Genomic DNA, 23,078 nt, shown 5'->3' with positions numbered 1-23,078 from the left:
TTGGGCGATCCGGGCTAGCGGCTGATCCGCAAGAGATCCGCCAGCCCCGCCCAAGGGTCAGGACCCTAAGCTCGCATGTCTTTGGATGAGCCCAGGCTGATGTGAGAGATGATGCGGGCAACCTGCGGCAGGACGCCCAGCGTATCGGCATGGAAGGCCTTGTAGCTTGCCAGACTGTCGACCTCGACCCGGAGCAGATATTCGACCGACCCCGTAATATTGTGGCATTCGCGGACTTCCTCGGCCGCTTCCATCGCCGCTTCGAAAGCCTTGGCATCCTTGGCCAGTTGGGCGGAAAGCCCGACCATGACGAACACCGTCACCTCCCCGCCCAGCTTGCCGCGATCAAGGACCGCGCGATATCCCTTGATATAGCCGCGCTGCTCCAGCTCCTGCGTGCGGCGCAGACAGGCCGAGGCGGACAGCCCCACTTGCTGCGCCAGATTGGTGTTGCTGATTCGGCCATCACGCTCAAGCGTTTGCAATATTTTGCGGTCAATTCCGTCCATGACGCAATAATCACCGGCTAATGCCGCCTTTGTCAACCAACTTTGCAACCCGTTTGCGGCCAAACCGGCTTATTATTGCGCAAAAATATAGTCGAGGGATCAATCATGGAAAACGCACATGCAACCCATCAGGGGATCAGGCCGCTCGCAGAATATGACATGTCGAGCGACGGCGGTTTCCTTTGCCGTTACGACGCCGCCAAGGTGAAGCTTTCCGGCGGCTGGGCCGATGCCGCCTCCGTAGCAAGACAGCTGCCGCAAGTCCTGCCGTCGAACCGCGTGCGCAGTTTTCTTGAAGCGCGGCTCCCGCACCCCGATGACCTCTCGGACGCTCAGGCGCTGACCGACGAGCAGGCGCGCATGGCCACCGTGCATTACACCTTCATGGTGCAATCCTATGTCTGGGGCGAAACCGAGGTGACCAACCGGCTGCCTGCGGTACTGGCGGTGCCGATGGTCGCGCTTGCTGACCGTTTGGGCCAACAACCGCTCCTGACCTACAGTTCCTATGTCCTCGACAACTGGGCCCTGATCGATCCCGCAAAGCCGCTGGGTCTGGACAACATCCAGATGCTCCAGAATTTCCTCGGAGGTCAGGACGAGGCTTGGTTCGTCATGGTGCACGTCGCGATCGAAGCACAGGCGGGCAAGGTCTTCGAACGGTTCGCCGACATTCAGGCGGCGGTAACGCACAAGGACCAGCAACAGGCCAGAGCGCAGCTGGAACACTCGGCGGAAGTCTGGGCAAAGATCAACGCCCTTTTCGACCGGATGCCGGAGCGGTGCGATCCCTACATCTATTTCGAACGGGTTCGCCCCTATATTCACGGCTGGAAGGACAACCCTGCGCTGCCCGATGGTGTCGTCTATGAAGGTGTCGAGCGCTACGGTTCTGCGGCGCAGGCGTTTCGTGGGCAGACAGGATCGCAATCATCGATCGTGCCCAGCATGGACGCATTGCTGGGCGTGGGCCACGCCGCCGATCCCTTGCGGGAATATCTCGACCAGTTGCACGCCTATCGCCCCGGACCGCATCGCCGGTTTGTCGATGATGTGCGTGCAAGCAGCACCCTGCGCGGCTTTGTCGCATCGGCGGGCGATGCGGGGCTGACCGATGCCTACAACGCCAATATCCAGGCGGTGGCGGATTTCCGGACCCGCCACCTCGAATACGCCGCAAGCTATATCAACAAGCAGGGCAAGCGGGCCGCAGGTAACGATACCGAAGTCGGCACGGGCGGCACGCCGTTCATGCGGTATCTCAAGAAGCATCGCGACGAAACGCAGGCGAACCTGCTGTAATCCGACCCTCGGGCGCTAGGGTTCGGACCCATAAACAACGGGTCCGAACCCTAAATCGCCACGGGCCAGTGCCACACCAGTGCGGACAGGCCGATCCAGGTGGTGAACATGATCGCATAGGGCCAACGGCGCGGCCACAGGCGCCAGACCAGCAGCGTCGCCGCCGCCGTTCCGCCCAGCGCGATCAGGGCCGAACTTGCAGCGAGAATGCCATTGCCGCCCAGTGCCGATTGCACTGCCATGCTGGCCCATTGCGCGGGCAGCAGCACCAGCAACCATTCGGGCAAGGCACCGGGCATCGCCCATGCCGTCAGCAGCATCGCGCCCTCTCCGCCCACGACGAACACCGCGATCCACCACCCCCTGCCCGCGCCCGAACGGGCGAACAGCGTCCCGCGTGCGGCAAAGCTGATACTGGCGATCAGCATGATCAGCGCGATCGAAAGCGGGACTGAAGCTCCGGGCATTTCGAGGATGCCCGCCAGCACCAGCAGCGCGGCTCCCGCCATCAGGGCCAGACCAATCCCAAGCCAGAAACGACCTGCGATGGATGCGGAAATCATCCCCCCGCCCATCATGCCGACCGCCAGCAAAGCCGCGACAGCGCCAGCTTGGGCTCCAGGCGCGGCACCCTCCGCCAGCAACGTCAAGGCAATCGCGGGCGCGACAATCCCCGCCAGTACTGCGGTGACCCACGCCAGCGCGGGCCGGATTGCAGGTTGATCGTAAGACGCGGGCTCCATCCCCGCGACAGTGGTTCAACCACCCGCCCTTTGCAAACCGCTTTTGATGGCCCCGCTGGACAGGAAGCCTCGGCTTTCGCATTGTCTGCGTTCCACCGGAGGCCCCTATGCGATTGTTCCTTGCCCTGCCCATCACCGCGCTGCTTCTGGCGGGTGCCGCGCCAGTTCCCGTTGCTCACGCACAGCCGCAAACCGCGGCCTCAAACACCGGAATGCCCGCCGAATATGCCGATCTGATCGCCCTGCATGATGAATTGCAGGCCTATATGGTCCCCGGCTTTACCGCAGGCGTGGTGCTCGATTCCGGTGCGCGCGTGGGTGAGGTCTATGCCGATACGCTGATGGCGGAAAAGCTCGCGGGGCTGGGCGCGTTCGAAGCGCGGCTGGCGGCGATGGATGTGGACGCATGGCCGCGCGCGGCGCAGGTCGATTTCCTCGCGGTGAAATCGATCCTCAACGGATACCGCTTCAATCTGGAAGTGCTGCGCCCGTGGAAACGCGATCCGGGCTTTTATCTCGATCCGCTGATGCGTGTCGCCTTTACCGAGGTGGATGAGGACGGCGATGATGTGGCCGCCCTGCGCACGCGCCTGCGTTCGGTTCCGCCGATGCTGGCCGCCGCGCGCGCGAACCTGACCGAAGTGGCGGGCGATTTCGCCGATCTGGCGCTGCACAATCTCGAAAACAGCGACGGGGTGAACCATTACCACCCCTATCGCGCGGTGCCTCCGGCTGGGATCATCGGCTGGTATGACGATCTGCTGGAGCGCGCACGGGTGCAGCGCCCTGAAATCGTCGAGGAAGTGCTGGCGGCGCGTGCGGCTCTGGTCGAATTCCGCGACTGGCTGCGCGCCGACCGGGCCGGAATGACGGCGCCCGCAGGCGTGGGCGCGGCGCGGTATGACTGGTTCATCCGGCATGTCCGCATGATCCCGATCAGCGCCAGCGAAATGGTGACGCTGGCAACGCGTGAGCATGAGCGGATGACGGCAGCGCTTGCCCTGCTGCGCCATCGCAACCGCGACCTGCCGCCGATCGAATTGTCGCAAAGCGCGGAGGAACAGCGCGCCAAGATCGCTGCAACCGACCGGATCGTGCGCGACTGGCTGGTGCGCGAGGAATTCATCACCATCCCCGATTTCGTCGGCGAGTTGGGCAGCAACACGCCCTATATCGAGCGCCTCACGGGGCCGAATTTCTGGGAGCAGATCCAGTTCCGTGACCCGATCCCCGATCATGTTCATGCCGTGATCCCCGGCCACCGTTTCGACGCCGTGCTGGCGGAGCGCGACACCCGCCCGATCCGGGGCAGCTACAGCGATGGCGGACGCGCCGAAGGCTGGGCAACCTATCTCGAAGAAGCGACAATGCTGGCAGGCGGCACCGTCCATTCACCCCGCGCGGATGAATTCATGATGCTGTTCGGCATTTTCCGCGCCGCGCGGGTCCCCGCCGATGTCTACATGCAGCACAATCGCTGGAACGTGCGCGAAGCGGTCGATTTCATGCGCGCCAAGACCGAATGGCTGGACGAGGACGTCGCCCGCGTCGATGCCGAAATCTACCTGCGCCGCCCTCCCGGCTACGGCGTCGCCTACACCATCGGCAAATTGCAGATGGACGCGTTGCTGGCCGACCGGGCAAGCCAGCTGGGAAGCGACTTCGTGCTGAAGGACTTCCACGATCAGTTCATGGCGAGCGGTCGCCTGCCGATCGCGTTGGTGCGATACGAGATGACCGGGCTCGACGACGAGGTCGCGCTGTTCTGGACCACGCCGCCGATTCCGCCAGCCGATCAGTGAGCCATGAAGACCGGCAAATCCGGATCGCTCAGGATCTTGCGGGTGACGCCGCCCAACAGCATTTCCGACAGCCGCGAATGGCCATAGGCGCCCATCACCATCACCCCGCATTCGCGCATCTGCGCGGCTGACGCGAGCGTATCCGCGATCTTCGCCTTGCCGCGCGGGATTTCGACGACTTCGCATTCGATCCCGTGGCGGCTGAGGTATTTCGCGCCTTCGGTCGGCGGGAAGTCGAAACGGTTCTTTTCGTCTTCCTCGGCCACGCTGGCGAGATACACCTTGGACGACAACGCCAGCAACGGCACTGCGGCGCGCAGCGCGACGCAGGCTTCGGCAGAGCCGTTCCACGCGATCAGCACCGGAGCGGAAATGTCGAGGCGTTTCACATGCTGGGGCACGACCAACACCGGCACGGGCGCACGGATAGCCAGTTCACCCGCCATGCCGGATGGGCCACGGGCACCCTCCTCGCCAATGTCGTGCGGGCCGACAATGATGACATCATGCAGCGCCGATTGTTCGAGCAGGCGTTGTTCGGCCATGCCATAGAGGAAGCGCCATTCCCACGAGACATCCTCGTTCGCGAGGTCAGCCTCGATCTTGGCGCGCAGTTCCTCGGCTGCCTGTTTGATCACCGGCATCGCCGCCGCCATCGCCGAGCCATAGAAATCGCCCGGCGCGAACACGTCAAAGCTGACGGCTTGCAGGCAGGTGATGTGGCCGTCTGTCGCACGGGCAATGTCCATCGCCGCCTGAAGCCGTGCCTCCATGCAGCTGTCACCGTCGATATGAAGCAGGATCGATTTCATCGGATGTCTCCCTTTGTTGCCTTGGAGAATGCAGCGGATGATACGCCGCGTCCTTGATCGAGATCAAATTTTCCCGACAAGCCCGCCTGCATTACGAACTTTCGCGTGGCAGAGCCTTGCGCTACCTTTCGCCGCAGGGAGAGAGACATGACGATCACGCGCCACCCGCCGGTAAAGACCAGCCTGCAACCTTCGAACCACCCCTATCTCTCGGGCGCGTGGACCCCGTGCCACGAAGAGGTGGACGTTGACGAACTGGAGGTGATCGAAGGCGAAATTCCGGCGGATATCGACGGCATCTACCTGCGCAACACCGAAAACCCGGTGCATCAGCCGCTCGGCCGGCATCACCCGTTTGACGGTGACGCTATGGTGCATCAGGTCAGCATCAGCGGAGGCAAGGCGAGCTATCGCAACCGCTTTGTCCGCACGCATTGTTTCGAGGCGGAACAGATCGCCGGGCAGGCGCTGTGGGGCGGACTGATGGACCCTGCGGGAACCAGCCTGCGCCCTGGCTTTGGCGCGCATGGCGGGCTGAAAGACACGGGCAGCACCGACATCATCGTCCACGCCGGGGTAGCCTATGCCACGCTGTATCAATGCGGCGAGGCATGGATGCTCGATCCGGTGACGCTCGAAAACCTAGGTAAGGCGCCTTGGGGGCCGCTCGACGGGGTTTCCGCCCATCCCAAGGTGGATGAGGAAACGGGCGAGCTGATGTTTTTCAACTATTCGAAGCACGCGCCCTTCATGCATTACGGCGTGGTCGACCGGGCGGGAAAGCTGGTCCACTACGTCCCCATTCCGCTGCCCGGCCCGCGCCTGCCGCATGACATGGCGATCACCAAGAACTGGTCGATCCTCAACGACATGCCGCTGTACTGGGACGAGGCGCTGCTGGAACGCAACATCCACGCCGCGCGCCTGCACGAAGGGGTACCGACCCGTTTCGCGCTGATACCGCGCCACGGCCAGCCGCAGGATATCCGCTGGTTCGAAGCCTCACCCACCTATGTCCTGCACTGGACGAACGCCTATGAAGACGGCGACGAAGTCGTGCTCGAAGGGTATTATCAGGACAAGCCAATGCCTGATCCGATCGAGGAAGCGGGGCAGTACAGCCACATGATGGCCTATGTCGACGAACACAGTTTCCAGTGCCGCTTGCACCGCTGGCGCTTCAATCTGGCGACGGGCGAATGCACCGAAGAACGGCTGTCGGACAGGATCGTCGAATTCGGGATGATCAACCCCGATTACCTCATGAAAAAGAGCCGCTACATCTGGTCCACCACCACCCGGCCCGGCTGGTTCCTGTTCAACGGTTATGTCCGCCACGACACGCAAACGGGGGAAGAACAGGTCTACACCCTGCCCGACGGCGTTTATGCCAGCGAAAGCCCGATGGTGCCGCGCAAACCCACATCAGGCAGCGAAGCGGTGGCGCGAGAAGACTCCGGCTATCTCGTCACCTTCCTGATCGACGAGAACACCGGCACGTCAGAGCTTGCCATCCTAGACGCGAGTGATGTGACGAAAGGGCCGATCTGCTGCGCCCGCCTGCCGCACAAGATTTCGAGCGGGGTGCATTCGACTTGGGTGGAGCATTCGCAATTGCGGGCGGATGCGCAATTCAGGCGTTCGAAGCTCGCCGCCTGACGCTAATCCTTGAGCGTCCAGCCCTTGAACAACGTCGCGATCAGGGTGCCGCGAATGTAAGCGCCTTCCACCGCGCCCAGCCGTTCTTCATTCTCGGCATTCGGGCGCGCACCGCGCAGCGAATAGCGGCCGTTGATCGTCACGGCCGCACAGGTTTTGACAACGGTTCCGAATTCAGGATGTTTGACGAGGACGATATCGCCCTTCGACACTTTCCGCTTGCGGTAGAACAGCGCAAGCGAACGATGCGGCAGGACACGGCCCATCGTCCGGCCGTTCACCAACACCAGGCTGAAGCCCAGCAAACCCAAGGCATTTCCCCTGCAAATGGCCGCTGTTTCGCGGCTTCCTGTTATCAATATCAGCTAATGCCACGGTGGGCCGTTAGCCGCAACTATGGCAAAAATGCTTAATCACAACTGCCGGTTCCTGCATTGCGCCGGCTTGCGTGGCGGCCCCGCCTTTCAATCCGTTGATGCAACCATTATGTGCCCCCTGCGTTGAGATTACGAAACCCCAACCCAAAGACGAGAGGGACCCACAATGGCTTTCAAACTTATCGACCTTCCCTATGCCGACACGGCGCTGGCTCCGGCAATTTCGACAGAGACGCTGTCGTTCCACCACGGCAAGCACCACCAGACCTATATCGACAAGATGAACGCCGCGATCGAAGGCACCGATCACGCCAACGCTTCGATGGAAGCGATCGTCGCGGCATCGCGCGGCTCTAATCAGGGACTGTTCAACAACGCCGCGCAAAGCTGGAACCATGCGTTCTACTGGCATTCGATGGCGGCCAGCGAAACCGCGCCTTCGGATGAACTCAAGGCCAAGATCGAGGAGGCTTTCGGCTCCGTCGACGCGCTCAAGGAACAGTTGAAGGCACGCGGCGTCGGCCATTTCGCCAGCGGCTGGGTGTGGCTCGCTGAAAAGGACGGCAAGCTGTCGATCGAGGAAACCCACGATGGCGACACTCTGGCGGACAGCGATTTCAACCCGCTGCTGACCGTGGACGTGTGGGAACACGCCTATTACCTCGATCACCAGAACAAGCGCCCGGCCTATCTCGACGCGGTTGTCGACGGAAAGCTCAACTGGGCTTTCGCATCGGAAAACCTCGCACGCGGCACGACCTGGACCTACCCGGCCTGATCCGCTTCACCGGACAGGGCAACAGCCCGTCAATCAGCCCCGCTTCGCACCAAGCGAAGCGGGGTTTGTTTTGGCTGCGAGATCACCGGGGTCTGCCCGGCCAGAATCTGTGCCCTGATGTTGTCCCAATCGGCAAAACCCCAGTCTGATGGGTCTTCCACACTTGTCACGCGCAAGTCGGCATCGCCGCTTCTGATCCGCAACCGGCGTGGAGTGATCGGCGCGTTCCTTGTTCCGCAATGAAACGCGACAAGCGGCACGCTTTGCCCGATCCCGTCCTGTGCAAGCGCAAGCGTCAGCGCGAGCCGTCCGTCAGACAGCTTGACCAGCAAACCCTCGGCAAAGACATGCAGCACCAGCATCAGATCGGCGAGCATTTCGCGGTCGAAGTGCCCTCGCCACCGCCACATCCTGGTCAAGGCGGCCTGCGCGGACCATGCCTGTTTGTATATCCGTTGCGAAGTCAGCGCGTCGAATACGTCGCACACCGCGCCCATGCGCGCCGCAAGCGAGATCTGATCGCCGGATAGGCCAAAGGGGTAACCTGTGCCATCGATCTTCTCATGGTGATGCCGGCAGACATCAAGCGCAGTTGGTGAAATTCCGGGCGAAGCGGCAAGCAATTGAAATCCGTGCTCAGGATGGTTCCGCACGATCTCGAATTCGGGGTCGGTCAGGCGGTCCGGCTTGTTGAGGATCGGGTCCGGAATGCCGATCTTGCCGATATCGTGCAGCAATCCGGCAAGTCCCAGATCGCGCACCGTGGCTTCATCCAGACCGCGATGGCGCGCAATGCAGATCATCAAAGTGCATACCGCCACGGAGTGAAGATAGGTGTAGTCGTCCTTGGTCTTGAGCCGGGTTACGCTCAGCAGCGTTTTCGCATCTTCGCCGACGGTGTGGACGATTTCTTCAACCACTCCGTCTACGCCGGCGCGATTGACCGACCAGCCCATCCGCACATCGTCATAGACACGCCGCATGGCGTCCTTGGATCGCGACACAAGCGCGGTTGCTCGGCGACGGTTGGCTATTGCCGGATCATGACGGATAGAACGGACGCCAGGGGGACGCCGACGGCTGGAAGCGATGCGTGAGTGGTGGCCGGGCTCCGGATCGGCCGCATCGCTTGCCAATGGCGGCTGAGGCATGGCTACGCCCAGTTCATCGTCAATCATCACCCACGGAACACTCGATCGCCGGACCTTCTCAAGGTCGCCACCGGACTCGATCAGGAAGCGGCTGCGCCAAAACGGGTGGTTGAACCACGATCCGCCGAACTGGACAATAAACATCCCCAGTGCGACCTCAGAGCGTTCAATCTTGCGGAGCATGGCGTATCAGCGACCCAATTCTGTTTTAAAACAGGTTTTTACGCCTACCGGGATAAGCTTGCGCTATTGCGAAATCACAAGCAGCGACTTCACTTCGATTACGCAGAACCCGATTAACCCCATGGAAGCCATGGAGTGCGCGTCAGCTGCCGAAAAGGAACATGTTGACCGTGAGCCGCCCTTTGGCCGGGTCCTCGCTCAGCGCCTGCGGATCGGGGATGATTCCGGAATGCAGTTGCCGCCCGCGATACAGTGCCAGCCGGTCAACCCGCGCTTCGACGGCGCCGATCTGCTCGAACCTTTCGCTTTGCGTCGGATAGACGACAGGTGGAGGGCCGAATTCGCGCTCGTCTTCCTCCAGCGCGGCGGCATAGGCGGCTTCTCGGTCGGGCGTGATCGCTTCAAACCCGGTGCGGCGATGACGGTAAAAGGCAGTGCCGCCGCTTTCCGGCCCGTCGAGATAATGCATGATCGCCACCCGCCCCGCATCGGAGTGGTCGTGATGCGGTATCCGCTGGCGCGGCGAAAGCTGGCCCGGCGCGAGCGAGACGATGGAGAAGGCAGCCACTTCGCACTGCACCCCGCGCGTGAGGCCGAACACCCGCGCCATCACCTGCATCATCAGGTCGCGGCGCAAATCGAGATAGGACGGATCGGCCGGCGCGCGGCGGCCCGGATAATCGACCCCGGCAGGATAATAATGCGCCCCCTCTCCCATCGCCCGCAGACGTTCGGGCTGGCCGGTAAAGTTGTCGATGATGACAACCGGCTCACGCTCTTGGCCGATGGCCTGCACCGTCACCCGCGCTTCGGGAAGGTTGATCACTTGGCTCTCCTTTGGCCGGTGCAGCACCGCGCATTGGCGATCGGCGGGTCCGAGTCGCGACATCTCATTATCGCGGGCATTGCGAATGTTTCAAACCCGCTGGCGGGCCGAAATCGCGCAAGGCCCGCCTTCTCAAGGGCTTGCGCATCAGCCGGTCGTAGGAGGGTTTACGTAGGGGAAACCATAAGTCATCTTTCCAGTCATTCGGGCTCGCAATGAGAGAGCGCAAAAGGCCGCTCCGCAACCATTGGGAGAGAAATCATGAAAAAGCTTCTGGCATACGCAGCACCATTGGCCTTGGCCGTATCGGGCATGGCCGTTGTTCCGACCGCCGCACAGGCTGCACCCGGCGGCAATTCAGCCGTAGCGCAAGCCTGCAACAGCGGGCTGGCCGAACAACTGGGTGTCAGCGTCGGCACCTGTGTCAACATTTTCAAGGATGTTGATGCACATTCGATCTGCAAGGTCCTCAAAGACCTCGACCTCCTCGATCTGGTCGGTGCCCGCAATCAAGGGCAGTGCATCAAGAACCTGCGGTAAGGCACCACAACCGCAGTTTTGGGGGCGAGAAGGGGCCGGGGCGCGCGACCTCCGGCCCCTTTTTGCGTCATCCGTAAACCGCTGCGATCACCAGATCGGCATGTTCCCGCCGACATTGGTGTTCGGCTTCCCACCTTCGGGATGCGGCAGGCCCAGCGCCTTGTTCGCCGCGCGACGCAGCGGATTGGTGCAATGGGCCGGCCCTTGCGCGTAATAGATGCGCCCTTCCAGCCTCCGCTCTTTCGTGCTCGGATTGATGATTACCCAGCCTGCGCTGCCGATGTCCGCCTTCGCAGCCAGCGGATCGCAGCGCCTCAGCGCAAGAGAGCCTGCCGCGTCACGCTCGATCGCGGCGCATACAAACGGCTCATAGAATTCGAAGATACGAGTGTTGCGCGCATAGGAGCCGTTCGCATCGCTCAGTTGATAGCTAGCATCACGATCCCGCAAATCGAGCGCGCCGTCGGCGATGCTGATGTTTTCGGGCGGGACACCGAAATAGCCCGCGATCTGGTCCACCAGCGGCTCGCGATACCCTTGCGCTGCGTACCAGCGGTCAAACGCTTGAGGTGAGGCAAACTCCACCTCGGATCGCCAGTTCACCGCATTGCGCCAGCAATCACCCAGCCGCAGCGTGCGATCTCGCTGACGGTCGACCTTGACCCCGGCCGGAAGGGCGAAAGCTTCGCTGACTAGCGCGGCTTCATCGTCGAAATAATCGCCCTGACTGTCGAACTGGGCAATCGCGACAGGCGCGGCGATGGCGCCAAGAACCGCAGCCGTGGCGACAAGCTGCACCGGGGCGCTGAACCAGATCGATTTCGGCGTCAGACGATGCGCCAGCAGCACAAGTCCGATCAGCGCAAAGGGCACCCCGAACATTGAAACCATGGCGAAAGTGAACTGGTCCATGCCGCCATATTAGCCGCCAGCGTGGTAAAAATCGTAAACCTGCTGCGCGACCTTGGCGCTGACACCGGGTGCGCGCTTCAGGTCTTCAAGCGCGGCGGCGCGCACCTTGCTCGCGGTGCCGAAATGCAGCAACAGCGCGCGCTTTCTGGCGGGGCCGATGCCGGGGATTTCATCGAGCGGGCTGGCGGTGATCGCCTTTGAACGTTTCGCCCGGTGCGCGCCGATGACATAGCGGTGCACCTCGTCACGCAGGTTCTGGGCGTAGAACAACACGGGCGAATTGATCGGCAGCGTCTTTTCGCGCCCATCGGGGAAGTGGAACACCTCGCGCCCTTCGCGCCCGTGATGAGGCCCCTTGGCGATGCCGATGACGGGCAGATCCTCAATGCCGAGCTCGCCCAGCACCTCCATCACGCTGGAAAGCTGCCCCTTGCCCCCGTCGACCAGCACCAGATCGGGCCATACGCCCGCCTTTTCGCGGTCGGGGTCTTCCGCCATCGCGCGCGAGAAACGCCGCTCCATCACTTCGCGCATCATGGCGAAATCGTCATTGGTCTGCGCGGTCTTGATGTTGAACTTGCGGTATTGCGATTTCTCGAAACCTTCGGGGCTGGCGACCACCATCGCACCCACCGCCTTTGCGCCCTGGATGTGCGAGTTGTCGTAAACCTCGATCCGCTGCGGCACTTCGCCCAGTTCGAGGAATTCGGCCAGCTCACGGTGGATTTTCGCCTTGGTCCCCGTTTCCGCCAGCCGCCTTTCGAGCGCCTCCACCGCATTGCGGCTGGCCTGCGCCAACAGTTTGCGCCGGTCGCCGCGCTGCGGGATCGATACCTGCACCTTCCGCCCCGCCAGTTCCCCCAGCGCCGCCTCGATCAATTCGCGCTCGGGCAATTCGCGGTCCACCAGCACAGTGGGCGGCGGCGGCACTTCCTCGTAGAATTGCAGCATCACATCGGCGAGCACCTGTTCCTCGTCCACATCCTTTGTGTGGCTGGGGAAGAAGGCGCGGTGCCCCCAGTTCTGCCCGCCGCGAATGAAGAAGGCCTGCACCCCGATGTGCCCGCCTTTGGCCGCCAGCGCGAAGACATCGGCATCGCCCAGCCCCGCCGCATTGATCGCCTGACTGCCCTGGATGAATGTCGCCGCGCGCAGCCGGTCGCGCAGGATCGCGGCGGTTTCGAAATCCAGCGCTTCGGCGGCGGCGGCCATCTGCTTTTCAAGATCGGCCTGAACCGCGCCAGATTTCCCCGCGAGGAAATCCTTCGCCTGAGCCACCAGCGCATCGTAGTCGGTTTCGTTGATCCGTCCGACGCAGGGCGCCGAACACCGTTTGATCTGGTACAGCAGGCAGGGCCGGTCGCGATTGTTGAAGAAACTGTCAGTGCAGCTTCGCAGCAGGAACAGCTTCTGAAGCGCGTTCAACGTGGTGTTGACGCTGCCCGCACTGGCAAAGGGGCCGTAGTAATTGCCCTTTGCCCGGCGCGCCCCGCGATGTTTGTGGATGCGGGGAAAGGCGTGGTCGGCGCGCAACAAGATGAAGGGAAAGCTCTTGTCATCGCGCAGCAGCACGTTGAACGGCGGGCGAAACCGCTTGATGAATTGCGCTTCGAGCAGCAGCGCCTCGGCCTCGGAATTGGTGGTGACGATTTCCATCGCGCGGCATTGCGACACCATGCGTTGCAGCCGGTTCGTCAGCCCCGCGATCTGGGTGTAATTGGCCACCCGCGCCTTAAGACTGCGGGCTTTGCCGACATACAGCACATCGCCCCGCGCATCGAGCATGCGGTAAACACCGGGAACAGGCTTTAGCGTCCGCACCACCTCGCGGATCGCCTCCACCCCCGCTTCGAGATTGGGCTGGGCCGAGGCAACCGTATAGGCCGCGCGTTCCTCGTTGAAACGCCCGGCTCCTCTGGGATCGTGGGGTGCGCCTGCTTCGGTCCGCGACATGGCGCACAGATAGGGACGATGCGGCGCGATTGGCAATGCGCGTGGGCGGTTCTATGGCCCGTCGCGTGAAGAAATTTGAAGTCATCATTCTTGGCGCGGGCGCGGCGGGCCTGATGTGTGCGGCGCGCGCAGGGCAGCACGGGCTGAAAGTCGCGGTACTGGAAAAGGCTGAAAAGCCGGGGAAGAAAATCCTGATTTCGGGCGGTGGTCGCTGCAATTTCACCAATGTCGATGCCGGCCCGGCTAATTACCTGTCTGCCAACCCGCATTTCGCCAAGAGCGCGCTCGCCCGGTACACACCGCAGGACTTCATCGAACTGGTCGACCGGCACGGCATCGCCTGGCACGAAAAGACGCTGGGGCAATTGTTCTGCGACGGCTCAGCGAAACAGATCGTTGAGATGCTGCTCGACGAATGCCCGGACAGTGTCGAGGTTATCTGCGACGCCGATGTCAGCGTGGTCGTGAAGGACGGAGACGATTTCGCCGTCATGGCAAGCGGGGAAAGCTACACCGCCCCTGCATTGGTGATTGCCACCGGCGGCCCGTCGATCCCGAAGATGGGCGCAACCGGCTTTGCCTATGACCTTGCCCGGCAATTCGGGCTGAAAGTGGTGGAGCCGCGCCCTGCGCTTGTCCCGCTGACCCTTGGCGGAGAGGATGTGCTGTTCCGCGAACTCTCGGGCGTTTCGGCCCCGGTTCGTGCGCGCGCGGGCAAGGCCAGCTTCGATGAGGCGGCGCTGTTCACGCACAAGGGCCTGTCCGGCCCGGCGATCCTGCAGGTTTCCTCTTACTGGCGTCACGGTCAGGAAGTCGGGATCACATTCCTGCCACAGGCCGATGCCGACTGGCTGCTCGACCTCAAACGCGAACGCCCGCGCGCAACCGTCCGCAGCGCGCTGCGCGACCATCTGCCCGATCGGCTGGCCGATGCGCTGGCCGAAAGGCTGGGGATTGAGCGCGAACTGGGCAATGTCGCTGACAAGGACCTGCGCGCTGCCGCAGCGCAGCTTGCCGACTGGCGCTTTACCCCCAGCGGAACCGAAGGCTTTGCCAAGGCCGAAGTCACCATCGGCGGCATTTCCACCGACGAGCTTTCCAGCCGCTCGATGGAGGCAAAGAAGGTGCCCGGCCTGTATGCCATCGGCGAGGCGGTGGATGTGACGGGTTGGCTGGGCGGCTACAATTTCCAATGGGCCTGGGCCAGCGGCGTCGCCTGCGGAGAAGCAATCGCCGGATAATTTTCTTTCACGGCAATTGTGACAAGCGCAACACTTACGCTTGCGTCAGGTTGTAACCGCACTGAAACATCCTTACGTCCGTGCCATAGCCCGAAAACGGGCCAATCATGGGGATGTTTGCAAGGAGAGCCCTTTGCGCCAGTTGCAGGGCATGGATTCCTCGTTCGTTGCGCTGGAATCGCCCAATTCGCCGATGCACATCGGCAGTGTGCTGATCTACAATCCGGCGACCGCGCCGGAAGGGTTCGTGCGTTTCAAGGACATTCTGGGCTTCATCGAAAGCCGCATGCAATTGTCGCGCACCATGCGTCAGCGGCTGGTGCGGGTGCCGTTCGATCTTGATTATCCGTACTGGATCGAAGACCCCAATTTCGATCTCGAATATCACGTGCGCCATGTCGCCCTGCCCAAGCCGGGCGATTGGCGGCAGCTCTGCATTCAGGCCGCGCGCATTCATGCCCGCCCGCTCGATCTGGATCGGCCACCATGGGAATTCACCGTGGTCGAAGGGCTGGATAACGTCCGCGGCTATCCCAAGGGTTGCTTTGCCTTTGTCACCAAAGTGCATCATGCCGCGATTGACGGGATGAGCGGGATTGACCTGATGGAGGCGCTGCACACCATCACCCCCAGCACCGCCCCTCCCAACCAGCCCGACAACTGGAAACCGGAAAAAATTCCGAGCGCGGTCGAACTGCTGGGCAAGAGCTATTTCAACACGCTGCTCAATCCGCTGAAACAGGCGCAGGTCGCGGCGCAGACCGTGCCCGGCATTGCCAAGGCGATCCGCGGGCTGGTGACGCGCGATTTCAAGCTGACGACCGATCTCGTCCCGCCGCGCACCCGCTTCAACCGCTCGATCTCGCCGCATCGCGTGGTCGAGGGCCGGACCTTCCCGCTTGCCGATATGAAGGCGATCCGCGCGCTGCTTCCCGAAGCGAAAGTGAACGACGTAGCGCTGGCGGTGGTGGGCGGCGCGCTCAACAAATATCTGACCGCCAAGGGTGATCTGCCCAAGACGACGATGACGGCGATGGCGCCGATTTCTGTGCGTTCGGGCGAAGAGAAAGGCGACATGGGCAATCAGGTGGCGGCAATGATCGCCCCGCTCGGTTCGCACCTTTCCGACCCCAAGGAACGGCTTGAATACGTCTATCGCCAGACCAGCAATTCAAAGGCGATGACGAACGCGCTGGGCGCGCGCACCATGACGGAAGTGAGCAAGGTCAACCCGCTGCTTTACATGGCATTGGGTGCGCAATTGTTCAGCCGGGTCAGCCTTGCCCATCGGCTTGCCATGCCGTTCAACACGGTGGTGACGAATGTGCCCGGCCCGCCGATCCACATCTATTCATCGGGCGCGCGGCTTGAAAGTATGGCGCTGTCGCTGATCTGCCTGACGGACGGGCTGGGCCTTGCCCATGTGGTGCAAAGCTATGTCGATGAAGCCTACATCAGCTTCACCGCCTGCCGCGACATCATGCCCGATCCGGAATTCTATTCGCAGTGCCTGCAGGACAGTTTTGACGACATGCTGGCGGCGGCGAAGGCGCTGGAAGCAGGTGCGACCAAGGCTCCCGCGAGTAAACCGGCAGCCAAGAAGCCCACGGCCCGAAAACCCGCCGCCAAGAAACCCGCAGCGAAAAAACCGGCGGCAAAAGCTAAACCTCCGGCCAAACGGGCCCCGCGCCCGGCCACGAAGAGAACGACAAGCAAGAGCCCCAAGGAGAGCGCATAATGGCAAGCATGGCACCACCACGGGGCAGCCTCGTCCTGAACGAAGGCGAAGCGGCGCGCGAGATCCCCAAGCACATCCCCACCCCGCCCAACCGGTTCTGGACCTACACCGAAGGCCGGGCGATGTTCGAATTCGCCTCTTTCTACGCGGTGCGCGGGATGCTTTCGACCTTGCCCAAGGGCGATGGCCATTCGGTGCTGACGCTGCCCGGTTTCATGGCGACCAACAATTCCACCCGCCCGATGCGCGGCCTGCTGTCAGAACTGGGCTATGACGCGCATGGCTGGGATTCGGGCCGCAATGTGCGCGTGAACGAGGAACTGATCGACAAGCTGGAGACGCAGCTTGACCGGCTCTACACCCAAAGCGGCAGGCCGGTTTCACTGGTCGGATGGAGCCTTGGCGGCGTGCTGGCGCGCGAACTGGCCAAGCTTCAGCCGGAAAAGGTGCGGCTGGTGATCAGCCTCGGCAGTCCGATCAGCGATGATCGCAACCACACCAGCGCGGCGCGGCTGTTCAAATTCTTCAACGGGGACGAACCGGAGAATATCCGCGACGGGCAATTCCGGGGGCTCGACATCGCGCCGCCGGTGCCGACGACTTCGGTGCTGACCAAGACCGACGGCATTGTCCACTGGCGCGGCAGCGTGCAGGACCCGAAGAAGACCAACGGCCACCCCAGCGAAAACATCGTGGTCTACGCCAGCCATTGTGGGCTTGGCGTGAACCCATCGGTGATGATCGCGCTGGCGGACAGGTTGGCCCAGCCCGAAGGTGACTGGTCACCGTTCGAGCCGCAGCCCCGCCACAAGCTGTTGTTCCCCAAGCTGGTTTTTTGAGGTTTTCAGCCCGTCAGAACAACTTGCGTATATCGAGGCCGAGGTATCGGCCAACCGGATCGATCAGTAACGGCTGGTAATTCAGCGGTGTGTCGCCGTTCTGGTCAGTCACGCGGCGCTGGGCATCGAACAGATTGTCTGCCCGGAGCGAAATGCGCAGGTTCTTGAGCGCGCCTTCGTTCTTGCCCACCAGCTGACCGACTTCGGTGAAAATCCGGATGTCGAATGTCGCCAGATCGCCGAAGAACAGGTCGCTCGATCCGGGCAGCCCCGACCCAGCAAGCCGGGTTTCGCCGGTGTAGCGGCCTGACAGACGCATCCCGACCCCGGCACCGAAAATCCCCGCTTCGAGCCGCGAGGAATGCCGCGGGAAGCCGAATGCACCCGTGCCCTGACCGTCAAGCTGATTGATGGGAGCAAGGCCCGGCGCGATCAGGATCTCGTTTTCCAGCTCGATCGTGTGGTTGAGCGAGACGAAATAGCGGAAGCCGCGGAAGCTGCGCTGCGCCAGCGGGTTGAACCCGCCAGCCGGAGGGCCGCCTGCCCCCTGCGGTGGACCGCCCTGGCCTCCATCCTGAGCGCCGCCAGCTTGCTGGCCGCCTTCGCTCGAACAGAAACGCGCGCGCATTCCGGCAATGCGTTCGGCCGAAATCTGGCCATCGTCGCCGCGCAGCCGATCAAGGATGAAACCGGCCATGTTGGGATCGAAGCCGGGCAGTTCGTCGGACACGTCCTCGCCGGCGTCGATGCGGGCTATCAGAGCGCGGATGCGCGCCTCGCCGTCTTCGCCGCAAGCGATGGCGCGGAACGCGGCGAAACCTTCGCCCATCGGCCCTGCAGGCCGTCCACCCGGAGCACCACCCGGCCTTCCGGAAGGGGGAGCACCTTCGCCATCGGGCGCACCGCCGCGCCGCCCGCCGCCCATCGTGGCAGGGTCAAAGCTGCAAATCCGGGTACGGAAAGCAGCGACACGCTCAGGATCAATATTGCCGTTCTCGTCGCGCGCCTGCGCCAGCAGACGCTGGAACCGCTGCGCATCGAAACCGGGGACGATAGAGGACAGGTCTTCGCCATTCTCCACCGCCTCGATTAGGCGCATCAGCACTTCCATACCGTCATCGGCGCAAATCCGTTCGCGGAATTGCATGAAGGCGGCGCGCTGCTCCTCGCTCGGCGGGCCGCCACGGGCAAGAGTTGCAGGCGCTTCGGCAGGGGCTGTCGTCGGCTCGGCCGGTGCCGGAGCCTCGCCGCCCGGACGCCCGCCGCCACCGCCGCCGCCACCGGGGCGACCGCCGCCAAAGCGTCCGCCCTGCTCGCCTGCGCCAATCGAGCCACGGAAGTTCAGGCTGAAATTGATCCGTTCGGCGCGTTCCTCGGCAAAGGTCACCGCGCGGCGATCAATGAAGGTCAGGCGCCCGTCGGCATCGCGCCGGATGCGATCCGGAAAAGCGGCTTCGATTTCGGAAGTGATCGTCGGGAAACCGCGCGTCACATCGTCAGAGCGGTTGCGAATGTATTCGACCCCGAAACGGGTGCCTTCCCAGAACGGCAGTTCCCAATTGACCGCGAATTTCCAGTCGCGCTGGGTTTCCGCGAGCAGATTGGGATTGCCGCCTGTCACCACCGTCGCCAGCACGGTTTCGCCATTGACGAAGTCGAACACCGGAGTGTTGAGGAATTCGACTTCCGGATCGCCCAGAGTGCGCAGGCCGGGGGCGACTTCGCGTTCGATGTAATTCACCGACAGATCGAGATTGTCGAAAGGCGACCAGTTCAGCCCGACGGTGTAATCACCCAGAGTGCCGAAATCCGACAGGCGATTGAGGCCAAGCTGTGCATTCAACGTGAAGCTGCCCAGCGCATCTGCAAACCCGTTGCGTCGGCTGGTGATCGGCACCACCAGATTGACGCCCGTCGACAAATCGCCGCGCGTCAGGTCGACTGGCAGGTTGTTGCGGGTGTCGGAAGTCTTGAGATTGGTCCAGTCGTACCCGACATCGAAAGTCGCAAGCACTTCACCGCCCGGCAGATTGGCAAGCGGCCCCTGCAAGGTCGTGAGTGTGGTCGCATTGGTGGAACGGGTGCGCGCGGTGTCGAACCCGGCTTCCGCCGAAGTCGGCAGCGTGCCGTCGATCGCCAGCGTCCCGGCCAGCGCATCGGCCTGCAGTCCGCTGGTATCAAGACGGCGGTCGAATTCCTGCGTGTTTTCGGAATATCCGGCATCAAATGTGCTGGTCAGGCGGAAGGCGTTGATCGGCTTCGTCAGCGATCCCGAAGCGCGGAAGGCATCTTCCGAAGTGCGCACTTCGAGCGGGTTATCCTCGCCGAAGACCCGCAGCGCGCTGTCGCCATTGGCATTGGTAAGCAGGACGGTGTTGAGCCCCTGCAAGGTGCGGCGATCGTTGCGTTCATAGCTGGCATTGGCGGACAGCGAGATGCCGCTGTCGATGATCGCCTTTGCCCAGCTGAGATTGCCGTCGAGCGAGCGGCTGTCGGCAACAAGGCTGCGGAACTGCGCTTGCGCCGGATCGCCGGCCACATCGGATACCGAACCCGGTGTCTGGATGATGTCGCGTTCGTCTTCGGTCAGGAACGACGTGTCCTGCGCGGTGAAATTGGCATTGATGCGCGCGCCATCGGCAATCTGGAGAAACCCGACTTCCTGTTCGCGCCGGTGAAAGCCTCCGCGCGACGGCCCTTCGAATTCGAATTCGACCTCCGTATTGCGGTAATTTTCCTTCAAGACCAGATTGATCACGCGGCGATCGGGCGGAAATCCGAAACGTTGCGCCACTTCCTCGGGAAACACCTCGACCCGTGCGAGAGCTTCGGGCGGGTAATTGGCGAATTCGCGGAAAGAGCCGACGCGGATGCCGTTGATCAGGATCACCGGCTGCCCGCCACCGCCGCGACCGCGCGAAGAACCCGTCTGAGCGGTGATCTGCGTGATCAGATCGGCAACGGAGGTGACGCCCTCCGCCGCGATGTCGGCTTCGGCCAGTTCGAGCAAGGGAGCCTGTTCGACATCAAGCTGTCCGCGCAGCCGCTGGGCGCGCACGACGATCCCCGCGCCGCCGGTGTCGATCACCTCGTCATCGGGCGCGCCGGTCTGGGCCGACACAGGCTCCTGCACCGTTTGCTGGGGCGCGTTGTTTTCATTCGCGTTCTCGGACGCGAATGCAGGCTGCGCCGTCAGGGCGGCAAAACCAACACCCGCCAGCAAGGCGGGCCGGAAGAGGGGATTACGGATCATTGAGGCCCTTTTGAGCTTTCACCAGTATCGGGCAAGCACCTGAATTGTATCGGCTTGCAACAGTATGAACGTAATGAGGACGCGCGCGGATGCCATATGTTCCCGCGTGTTCCCGCGCGCTTGGTCTGGCCCACTAACGCACGAGGCTTCCCTTTTGTTCTCACCATCGCTAAATGGCGCGCCCAGACCGACGAACGTCGTTCGAATGCAACCAACCTCATCAGGCAATCAGCTAAGGAATTACATGGCCAAGGAAGAACTTCTCGAAATGCGCGGGCGCGTCGTCGAGCTGCTGCCCAATGCGATGTTCCGGGTAGAACTTGAAAACGGCCATGAAGTGCTGGGCCATACCGCAGGCAAGATGCGCAAGAACCGCATCCGCGTGCTGGTGGGTGACGAGGTGCTTTGCGAACTGACGCCTTACGATCTGACGAAGGCGCGCATCACCTATCGCTTCATGCCGGGCCGCGGCGGTCCCGGCCCGCAATAGTCTGACGCGCTGATGGGCGCGCTTCACCTGACATTGGCATCGGCAAGCCCGCGACGGCGGGACCTGCTCGCGCGGCTGGGGCTGGAACCCGATGCGGTAACCCCCGCCGATATCGACGAAACCCCGCTGAAGGACGAGCGGCCACGCGACTATGCCCTGCGCATGGGGCGGGAGAAGGCGCTTGCGGTGGACGCTCCCGGATTTGTGCTGGCGGGCGACACAGTGGTCGCCGCTGGACGCCGCATCCTGCCAAAGACCGAAGATGAAGCCGAGGCCCGCGCCTGCCTGAAACTGCTTTCGGGGCGGCGGCATGTGGTTATGTCCAGCGTGGTGCTGCGCATGCCCGACGGAACTGTGCGCGAGCGGCTTAACGAGAACGTCGTCCGCTTCAAGAACCTCTCTGACGAGGAAATCGCCGCCTATCTCGCCAGCGGCGAATGGCAAGGCAAGGCGGGCGGATACGCGATCCAGGGCGCGGCCGAAGGGCTGGTGCAATGGATCAAGGGCAGCCATTCAGGCGTTATGGGCCTGCCGCTGTATGAAACGCGCGCGCTGCTCAAATCGGCGAGTTTCGCCATTGGCTGACAGCGCGCCTGAGTGGCTGATTGAGGAAGGGATCGGAGAAAGCCGCGCGATCCTGCTCGATGGCGACACGATTGTCGCGGGCCGGCTGCACTGGCCCGGCGGCATCACCCTCGGTCAGGTCGAGGATGCGACAGTTATCGAACTCAAGCCCCACGCGGGCCAGCGCCGCCGGGGAACGGTGCGCTTCGCCAATGGCGAGCTTGCCCACGCTGCCCGCCTGCCGCGGGATACCAGCGAAGGCGCGAAAGTGCGGGTCGAAGTCACCCGCGAATCGCTGGCCGAACGCGGTCGGCTGAAGCTGGCACAGGCGGTCTATAGCGAAGGCGACTTGCGCCCCGCCCCCAGCCTTGCCGAACAGATCGCATCGGATGGCGGCACAGCGCGGATCGTCCGCCGTTTTCCCGACAACGGCTGCTGGGAAGAATTGTGGAGCGAGGCGTGGAGCGGCGATGTCAGCTTTTCGGGCGGCGCGCTGATCCTGTCTGACACCCCGGCAATGACGCTGATCGATGTCGATCTGAACGATCATTTCGAAGCGCTCTATTTCAACGGGCTTCCGGTGCTGGCGCGCACGCTTGCGCGGATGAACATCGGCGGCAACATCGGCATCGATTTCCCCACGCTCGACAAATCGGATCGCAAGGCGGTGGACGACAAGCTGGCGACACTGTTGGCCGACTGGTCGCATGAACGCACCGCGATGAACGGGTTCGGCTTTGTCCAGATTATCGCCCGCATGGGCCAGCCATCGCTGCTCCAGCGGATTTCCCGGCATCGGGTCGGCGCGGCGGCGCGGCTCGCGATGCGGCGGGCGGAAATGGTCGAAGGGCCGGGCATCACGCTCGTCAGGGTCCACCCCGCGCTCAAGGCGAAGATCAGGCCAGAATGGCTCGAAGAATTGCGCCGCAGGACGGGCCGTGATGTACGGATCGAAACCGATCCCGGCCTTGCATTGGAAGCGCCCCACGCCCAGCTTGTTCCACGATGACAAAGCAACGCCCCTGCCCCATCTGCAAGAAGCCACGCAGCGAAGACTTCACCCCGTTTTGCTCGCAACGGTGCAAGGACCGCGATCTCGCGCAGTGGTTTGGCGACGGATACGCCCTGCCCGGAGAGCCGGTGAACCCCGAAGACATCGCCGCCAACGAGTGGGGTGATGGCCGGGATCGGCAGGAATAGTCCAAAAGCTTCGATTCCCCTCTTGCCAACCCCGCCCAGCTTCGCCATAGGGCCGCTCTCATTTGCTCGCCGGGGCAAGCGCAATGCGCTATAACCCCGACGCCGCAGCGAATGCCCGGGTAGCTCAGGGGTAGAGCAGCGGATTGAAAATCCGCGTGTCGGTGGTTCAAATCCGCCCCCGGGCACCATTCGCTGCAATTGGGGGT

At 62.8% G+C, this 23,078-nt stretch carries 21 protein-coding genes and 1 tRNA gene; 13 read left to right on the top strand and 9 right to left on the bottom strand.

Annotation, left to right across the window (positions count from 1 at the left end; translation table 11 throughout):
* Window positions 1-65 precede the first annotated feature (65 nt).
* Window positions 66-509 (bottom strand): Lrp/AsnC family transcriptional regulator, encoded by a 444-nt coding sequence (locus tag AABA34_RS07285; RefSeq protein ID WP_034952746.1) that lies wholly within the window; start codon window positions 507-509, stop codon window positions 66-68.
* A gap of 105 nt (window positions 510-614) precedes the next feature.
* Here AABA34_RS07285 and AABA34_RS07280 point away from each other — a divergent pair, with 105 nt between their 5' ends.
* Window positions 615-1,811: an indoleamine 2,3-dioxygenase gene (locus tag AABA34_RS07280; RefSeq protein ID WP_338304536.1), complete on the top strand. Its 1,197-nt coding sequence runs from the start codon at window positions 615-617 to the stop codon at window positions 1,809-1,811.
* Window positions 1,812-1,861: 50 nt separating this feature from the next.
* Here AABA34_RS07280 and AABA34_RS07275 read toward each other — a convergent pair whose 3' ends face one another.
* On the bottom strand, window positions 1,862-2,554 hold the full coding sequence (locus AABA34_RS07275) for a hypothetical protein (RefSeq protein WP_338304535.1): 693 nt from the start codon (window positions 2,552-2,554) through the stop codon (window positions 1,862-1,864).
* A gap of 107 nt (window positions 2,555-2,661) precedes the next feature.
* Here AABA34_RS07275 and AABA34_RS07270 point away from each other — a divergent pair, with 107 nt between their 5' ends.
* A complete protein-coding gene (locus tag AABA34_RS07270; RefSeq protein WP_338304534.1) occupies window positions 2,662-4,356 on the top strand; it encodes a DUF885 family protein in 1,695 nt (564 codons plus the stop codon).
* Here the strand turns inward: AABA34_RS07270 and AABA34_RS07265 are convergent.
* Window positions 4,350-5,168 (bottom strand): universal stress protein, encoded by an 819-nt coding sequence (locus AABA34_RS07265; RefSeq protein WP_338304533.1) that lies wholly within the window; start codon window positions 5,166-5,168, stop codon window positions 4,350-4,352. The two genes, AABA34_RS07270 and AABA34_RS07265, sit on opposite strands and share 7 nt — an antisense overlap.
* Before the next feature lie 147 nt (window positions 5,169-5,315).
* Between AABA34_RS07265 and AABA34_RS07260 the strand changes: the two genes are divergently transcribed.
* The gene (locus AABA34_RS07260; RefSeq protein ID WP_338304532.1) at window positions 5,316-6,827 is read left to right on the top strand and encodes a carotenoid oxygenase family protein; all 1,512 of its coding nucleotides are present in this window, start codon (window positions 5,316-5,318) and stop codon (window positions 6,825-6,827) included.
* Window positions 6,828-6,829: 2 nt separating this feature from the next.
* Here the strand turns inward: AABA34_RS07260 and AABA34_RS07255 are convergent, their stop codons facing one another.
* Entirely contained in the window at window positions 6,830-7,138 is a 309-nt protein-coding gene (locus AABA34_RS07255) for a S24/S26 family peptidase (RefSeq protein ID WP_338304531.1), read from the bottom strand.
* A 232-nt stretch (window positions 7,139-7,370) separates the two neighbouring features.
* Here AABA34_RS07255 and AABA34_RS07250 point away from each other — a divergent pair, with 232 nt between their 5' ends.
* A complete protein-coding gene (locus AABA34_RS07250; RefSeq protein ID WP_338304530.1) occupies window positions 7,371-7,982 on the top strand; it encodes a superoxide dismutase in 612 nt (203 codons plus the stop codon).
* Between the two features lie 29 nt (window positions 7,983-8,011).
* Here the strand turns inward: AABA34_RS07250 and AABA34_RS07245 are convergent, their stop codons facing one another.
* Together AABA34_RS07245 and AABA34_RS07240 are read right to left on the bottom strand one after the other, a co-directional pair.
* Window positions 8,012-9,316, bottom strand: a complete 1,305-nt coding sequence (locus AABA34_RS07245) for an HD-GYP domain-containing protein (protein WP_338304529.1) — start codon at window positions 9,314-9,316, stop codon at window positions 8,012-8,014.
* Between the two features lie 142 nt (window positions 9,317-9,458).
* On the bottom strand, window positions 9,459-10,142 hold the full coding sequence (locus AABA34_RS07240; RefSeq protein ID WP_338304528.1) for a DUF6445 family protein: 684 nt from the start codon (window positions 10,140-10,142) through the stop codon (window positions 9,459-9,461).
* Between the two features lie 261 nt (window positions 10,143-10,403).
* Between AABA34_RS07240 and AABA34_RS07235 the strand changes: the two genes are divergently transcribed.
* Entirely contained in the window at window positions 10,404-10,682 is a 279-nt protein-coding gene (locus tag AABA34_RS07235; RefSeq protein WP_338304527.1) for a hypothetical protein, read from the top strand.
* Window positions 10,683-10,769: 87 nt separating this feature from the next.
* Here AABA34_RS07235 and AABA34_RS07230 read toward each other — a convergent pair whose 3' ends face one another.
* Both AABA34_RS07230 and uvrC read right to left on the bottom strand, forming a co-directional pair.
* Window positions 10,770-11,594, bottom strand: a complete 825-nt coding sequence (locus AABA34_RS07230) for a hypothetical protein (protein WP_338304526.1) — start codon at window positions 11,592-11,594, stop codon at window positions 10,770-10,772.
* Window positions 11,595-11,603: 9 nt separating this feature from the next.
* Window positions 11,604-13,547 carry an excinuclease ABC subunit UvrC gene (gene uvrC / locus AABA34_RS07225; protein WP_338304525.1) on the bottom strand — a complete coding sequence of 648 codons (1,944 nt, stop codon included), beginning with the start codon at window positions 13,545-13,547 and terminating at the stop codon, window positions 11,604-11,606.
* A 53-nt stretch (window positions 13,548-13,600) separates the two neighbouring features.
* Between uvrC and AABA34_RS07220 the strand changes: the two genes are divergently transcribed.
* The 3 genes from AABA34_RS07220 (at window position 13,601) to AABA34_RS07210 (ending at window position 17,365) form a co-directional block, all read left to right on the top strand.
* Window positions 13,601-14,788: an NAD(P)/FAD-dependent oxidoreductase gene (locus AABA34_RS07220; RefSeq protein WP_445083766.1), complete on the top strand. Its 1,188-nt coding sequence runs from the start codon at window positions 13,601-13,603 to the stop codon at window positions 14,786-14,788.
* Window positions 14,789-14,921: 133 nt separating this feature from the next.
* Entirely contained in the window at window positions 14,922-16,526 is a 1,605-nt protein-coding gene (locus AABA34_RS07215; protein ID WP_338304523.1) for a WS/DGAT/MGAT family O-acyltransferase, read from the top strand.
* Window positions 16,526-17,365, top strand: coding sequence for an esterase/lipase family protein (locus tag AABA34_RS07210; RefSeq protein ID WP_338304522.1), 840 nt, complete (start codon window positions 16,526-16,528; stop codon window positions 17,363-17,365). The genes AABA34_RS07215 and AABA34_RS07210 overlap by 1 nt, the downstream gene beginning before the upstream one ends.
* A gap of 13 nt (window positions 17,366-17,378) precedes the next feature.
* Here AABA34_RS07210 and AABA34_RS07205 read toward each other — a convergent pair whose 3' ends face one another.
* Window positions 17,379-20,618 (bottom strand): hypothetical protein, encoded by a 3,240-nt coding sequence (locus AABA34_RS07205; RefSeq protein WP_338304521.1) that lies wholly within the window; start codon window positions 20,616-20,618, stop codon window positions 17,379-17,381.
* Window positions 20,619-20,862: 244 nt separating this feature from the next.
* On the opposite strand from AABA34_RS07205, the gene infA reads away from it, so the two are divergent.
* The 5 genes from infA to AABA34_RS07180 all read left to right on the top strand — a co-directional run bounded on the left by infA (window position 20,863) and on the right by AABA34_RS07180 (window position 23,060).
* The gene (gene infA, locus AABA34_RS07200) at window positions 20,863-21,108 is read left to right on the top strand and encodes a translation initiation factor IF-1 (RefSeq protein WP_007163491.1); all 246 of its coding nucleotides are present in this window, start codon (window positions 20,863-20,865) and stop codon (window positions 21,106-21,108) included.
* A 12-nt stretch (window positions 21,109-21,120) separates the two neighbouring features.
* Window positions 21,121-21,693 (top strand): Maf family protein, encoded by a 573-nt coding sequence (locus tag AABA34_RS07195; protein ID WP_338304519.1) that lies wholly within the window; start codon window positions 21,121-21,123, stop codon window positions 21,691-21,693.
* On the top strand, window positions 21,686-22,681 hold the full coding sequence (locus AABA34_RS07190) for a ribonuclease (RefSeq protein ID WP_338304518.1): 996 nt from the start codon (window positions 21,686-21,688) through the stop codon (window positions 22,679-22,681). Before AABA34_RS07195 ends, AABA34_RS07190 begins: the two co-directional genes overlap by 8 nt.
* Complete coding sequence (locus AABA34_RS07185) at window positions 22,678-22,872, top strand: DNA gyrase inhibitor YacG (protein ID WP_084155581.1); 195 nt, start codon at window positions 22,678-22,680, stop codon at window positions 22,870-22,872. Before AABA34_RS07190 ends, AABA34_RS07185 begins: the two co-directional genes overlap by 4 nt.
* Window positions 22,873-22,985: 113 nt before the next feature.
* A tRNA-Phe gene (locus AABA34_RS07180) sits at window positions 22,986-23,060 on the top strand.
* Window positions 23,061-23,078 lie beyond the last annotated feature (18 nt).

Origin of the sequence: Erythrobacter sp. Dej080120_24 (genome assembly GCF_036322605.1) — a bacterium.
GTDB classification, from domain to species: Bacteria; Pseudomonadota; Alphaproteobacteria; order Sphingomonadales; family Sphingomonadaceae; genus Erythrobacter; species Erythrobacter aurantius.
Note: the sequence above shows the minus strand (reverse complement) of the source record. Positions and strands in the feature narration are given on the sequence as shown.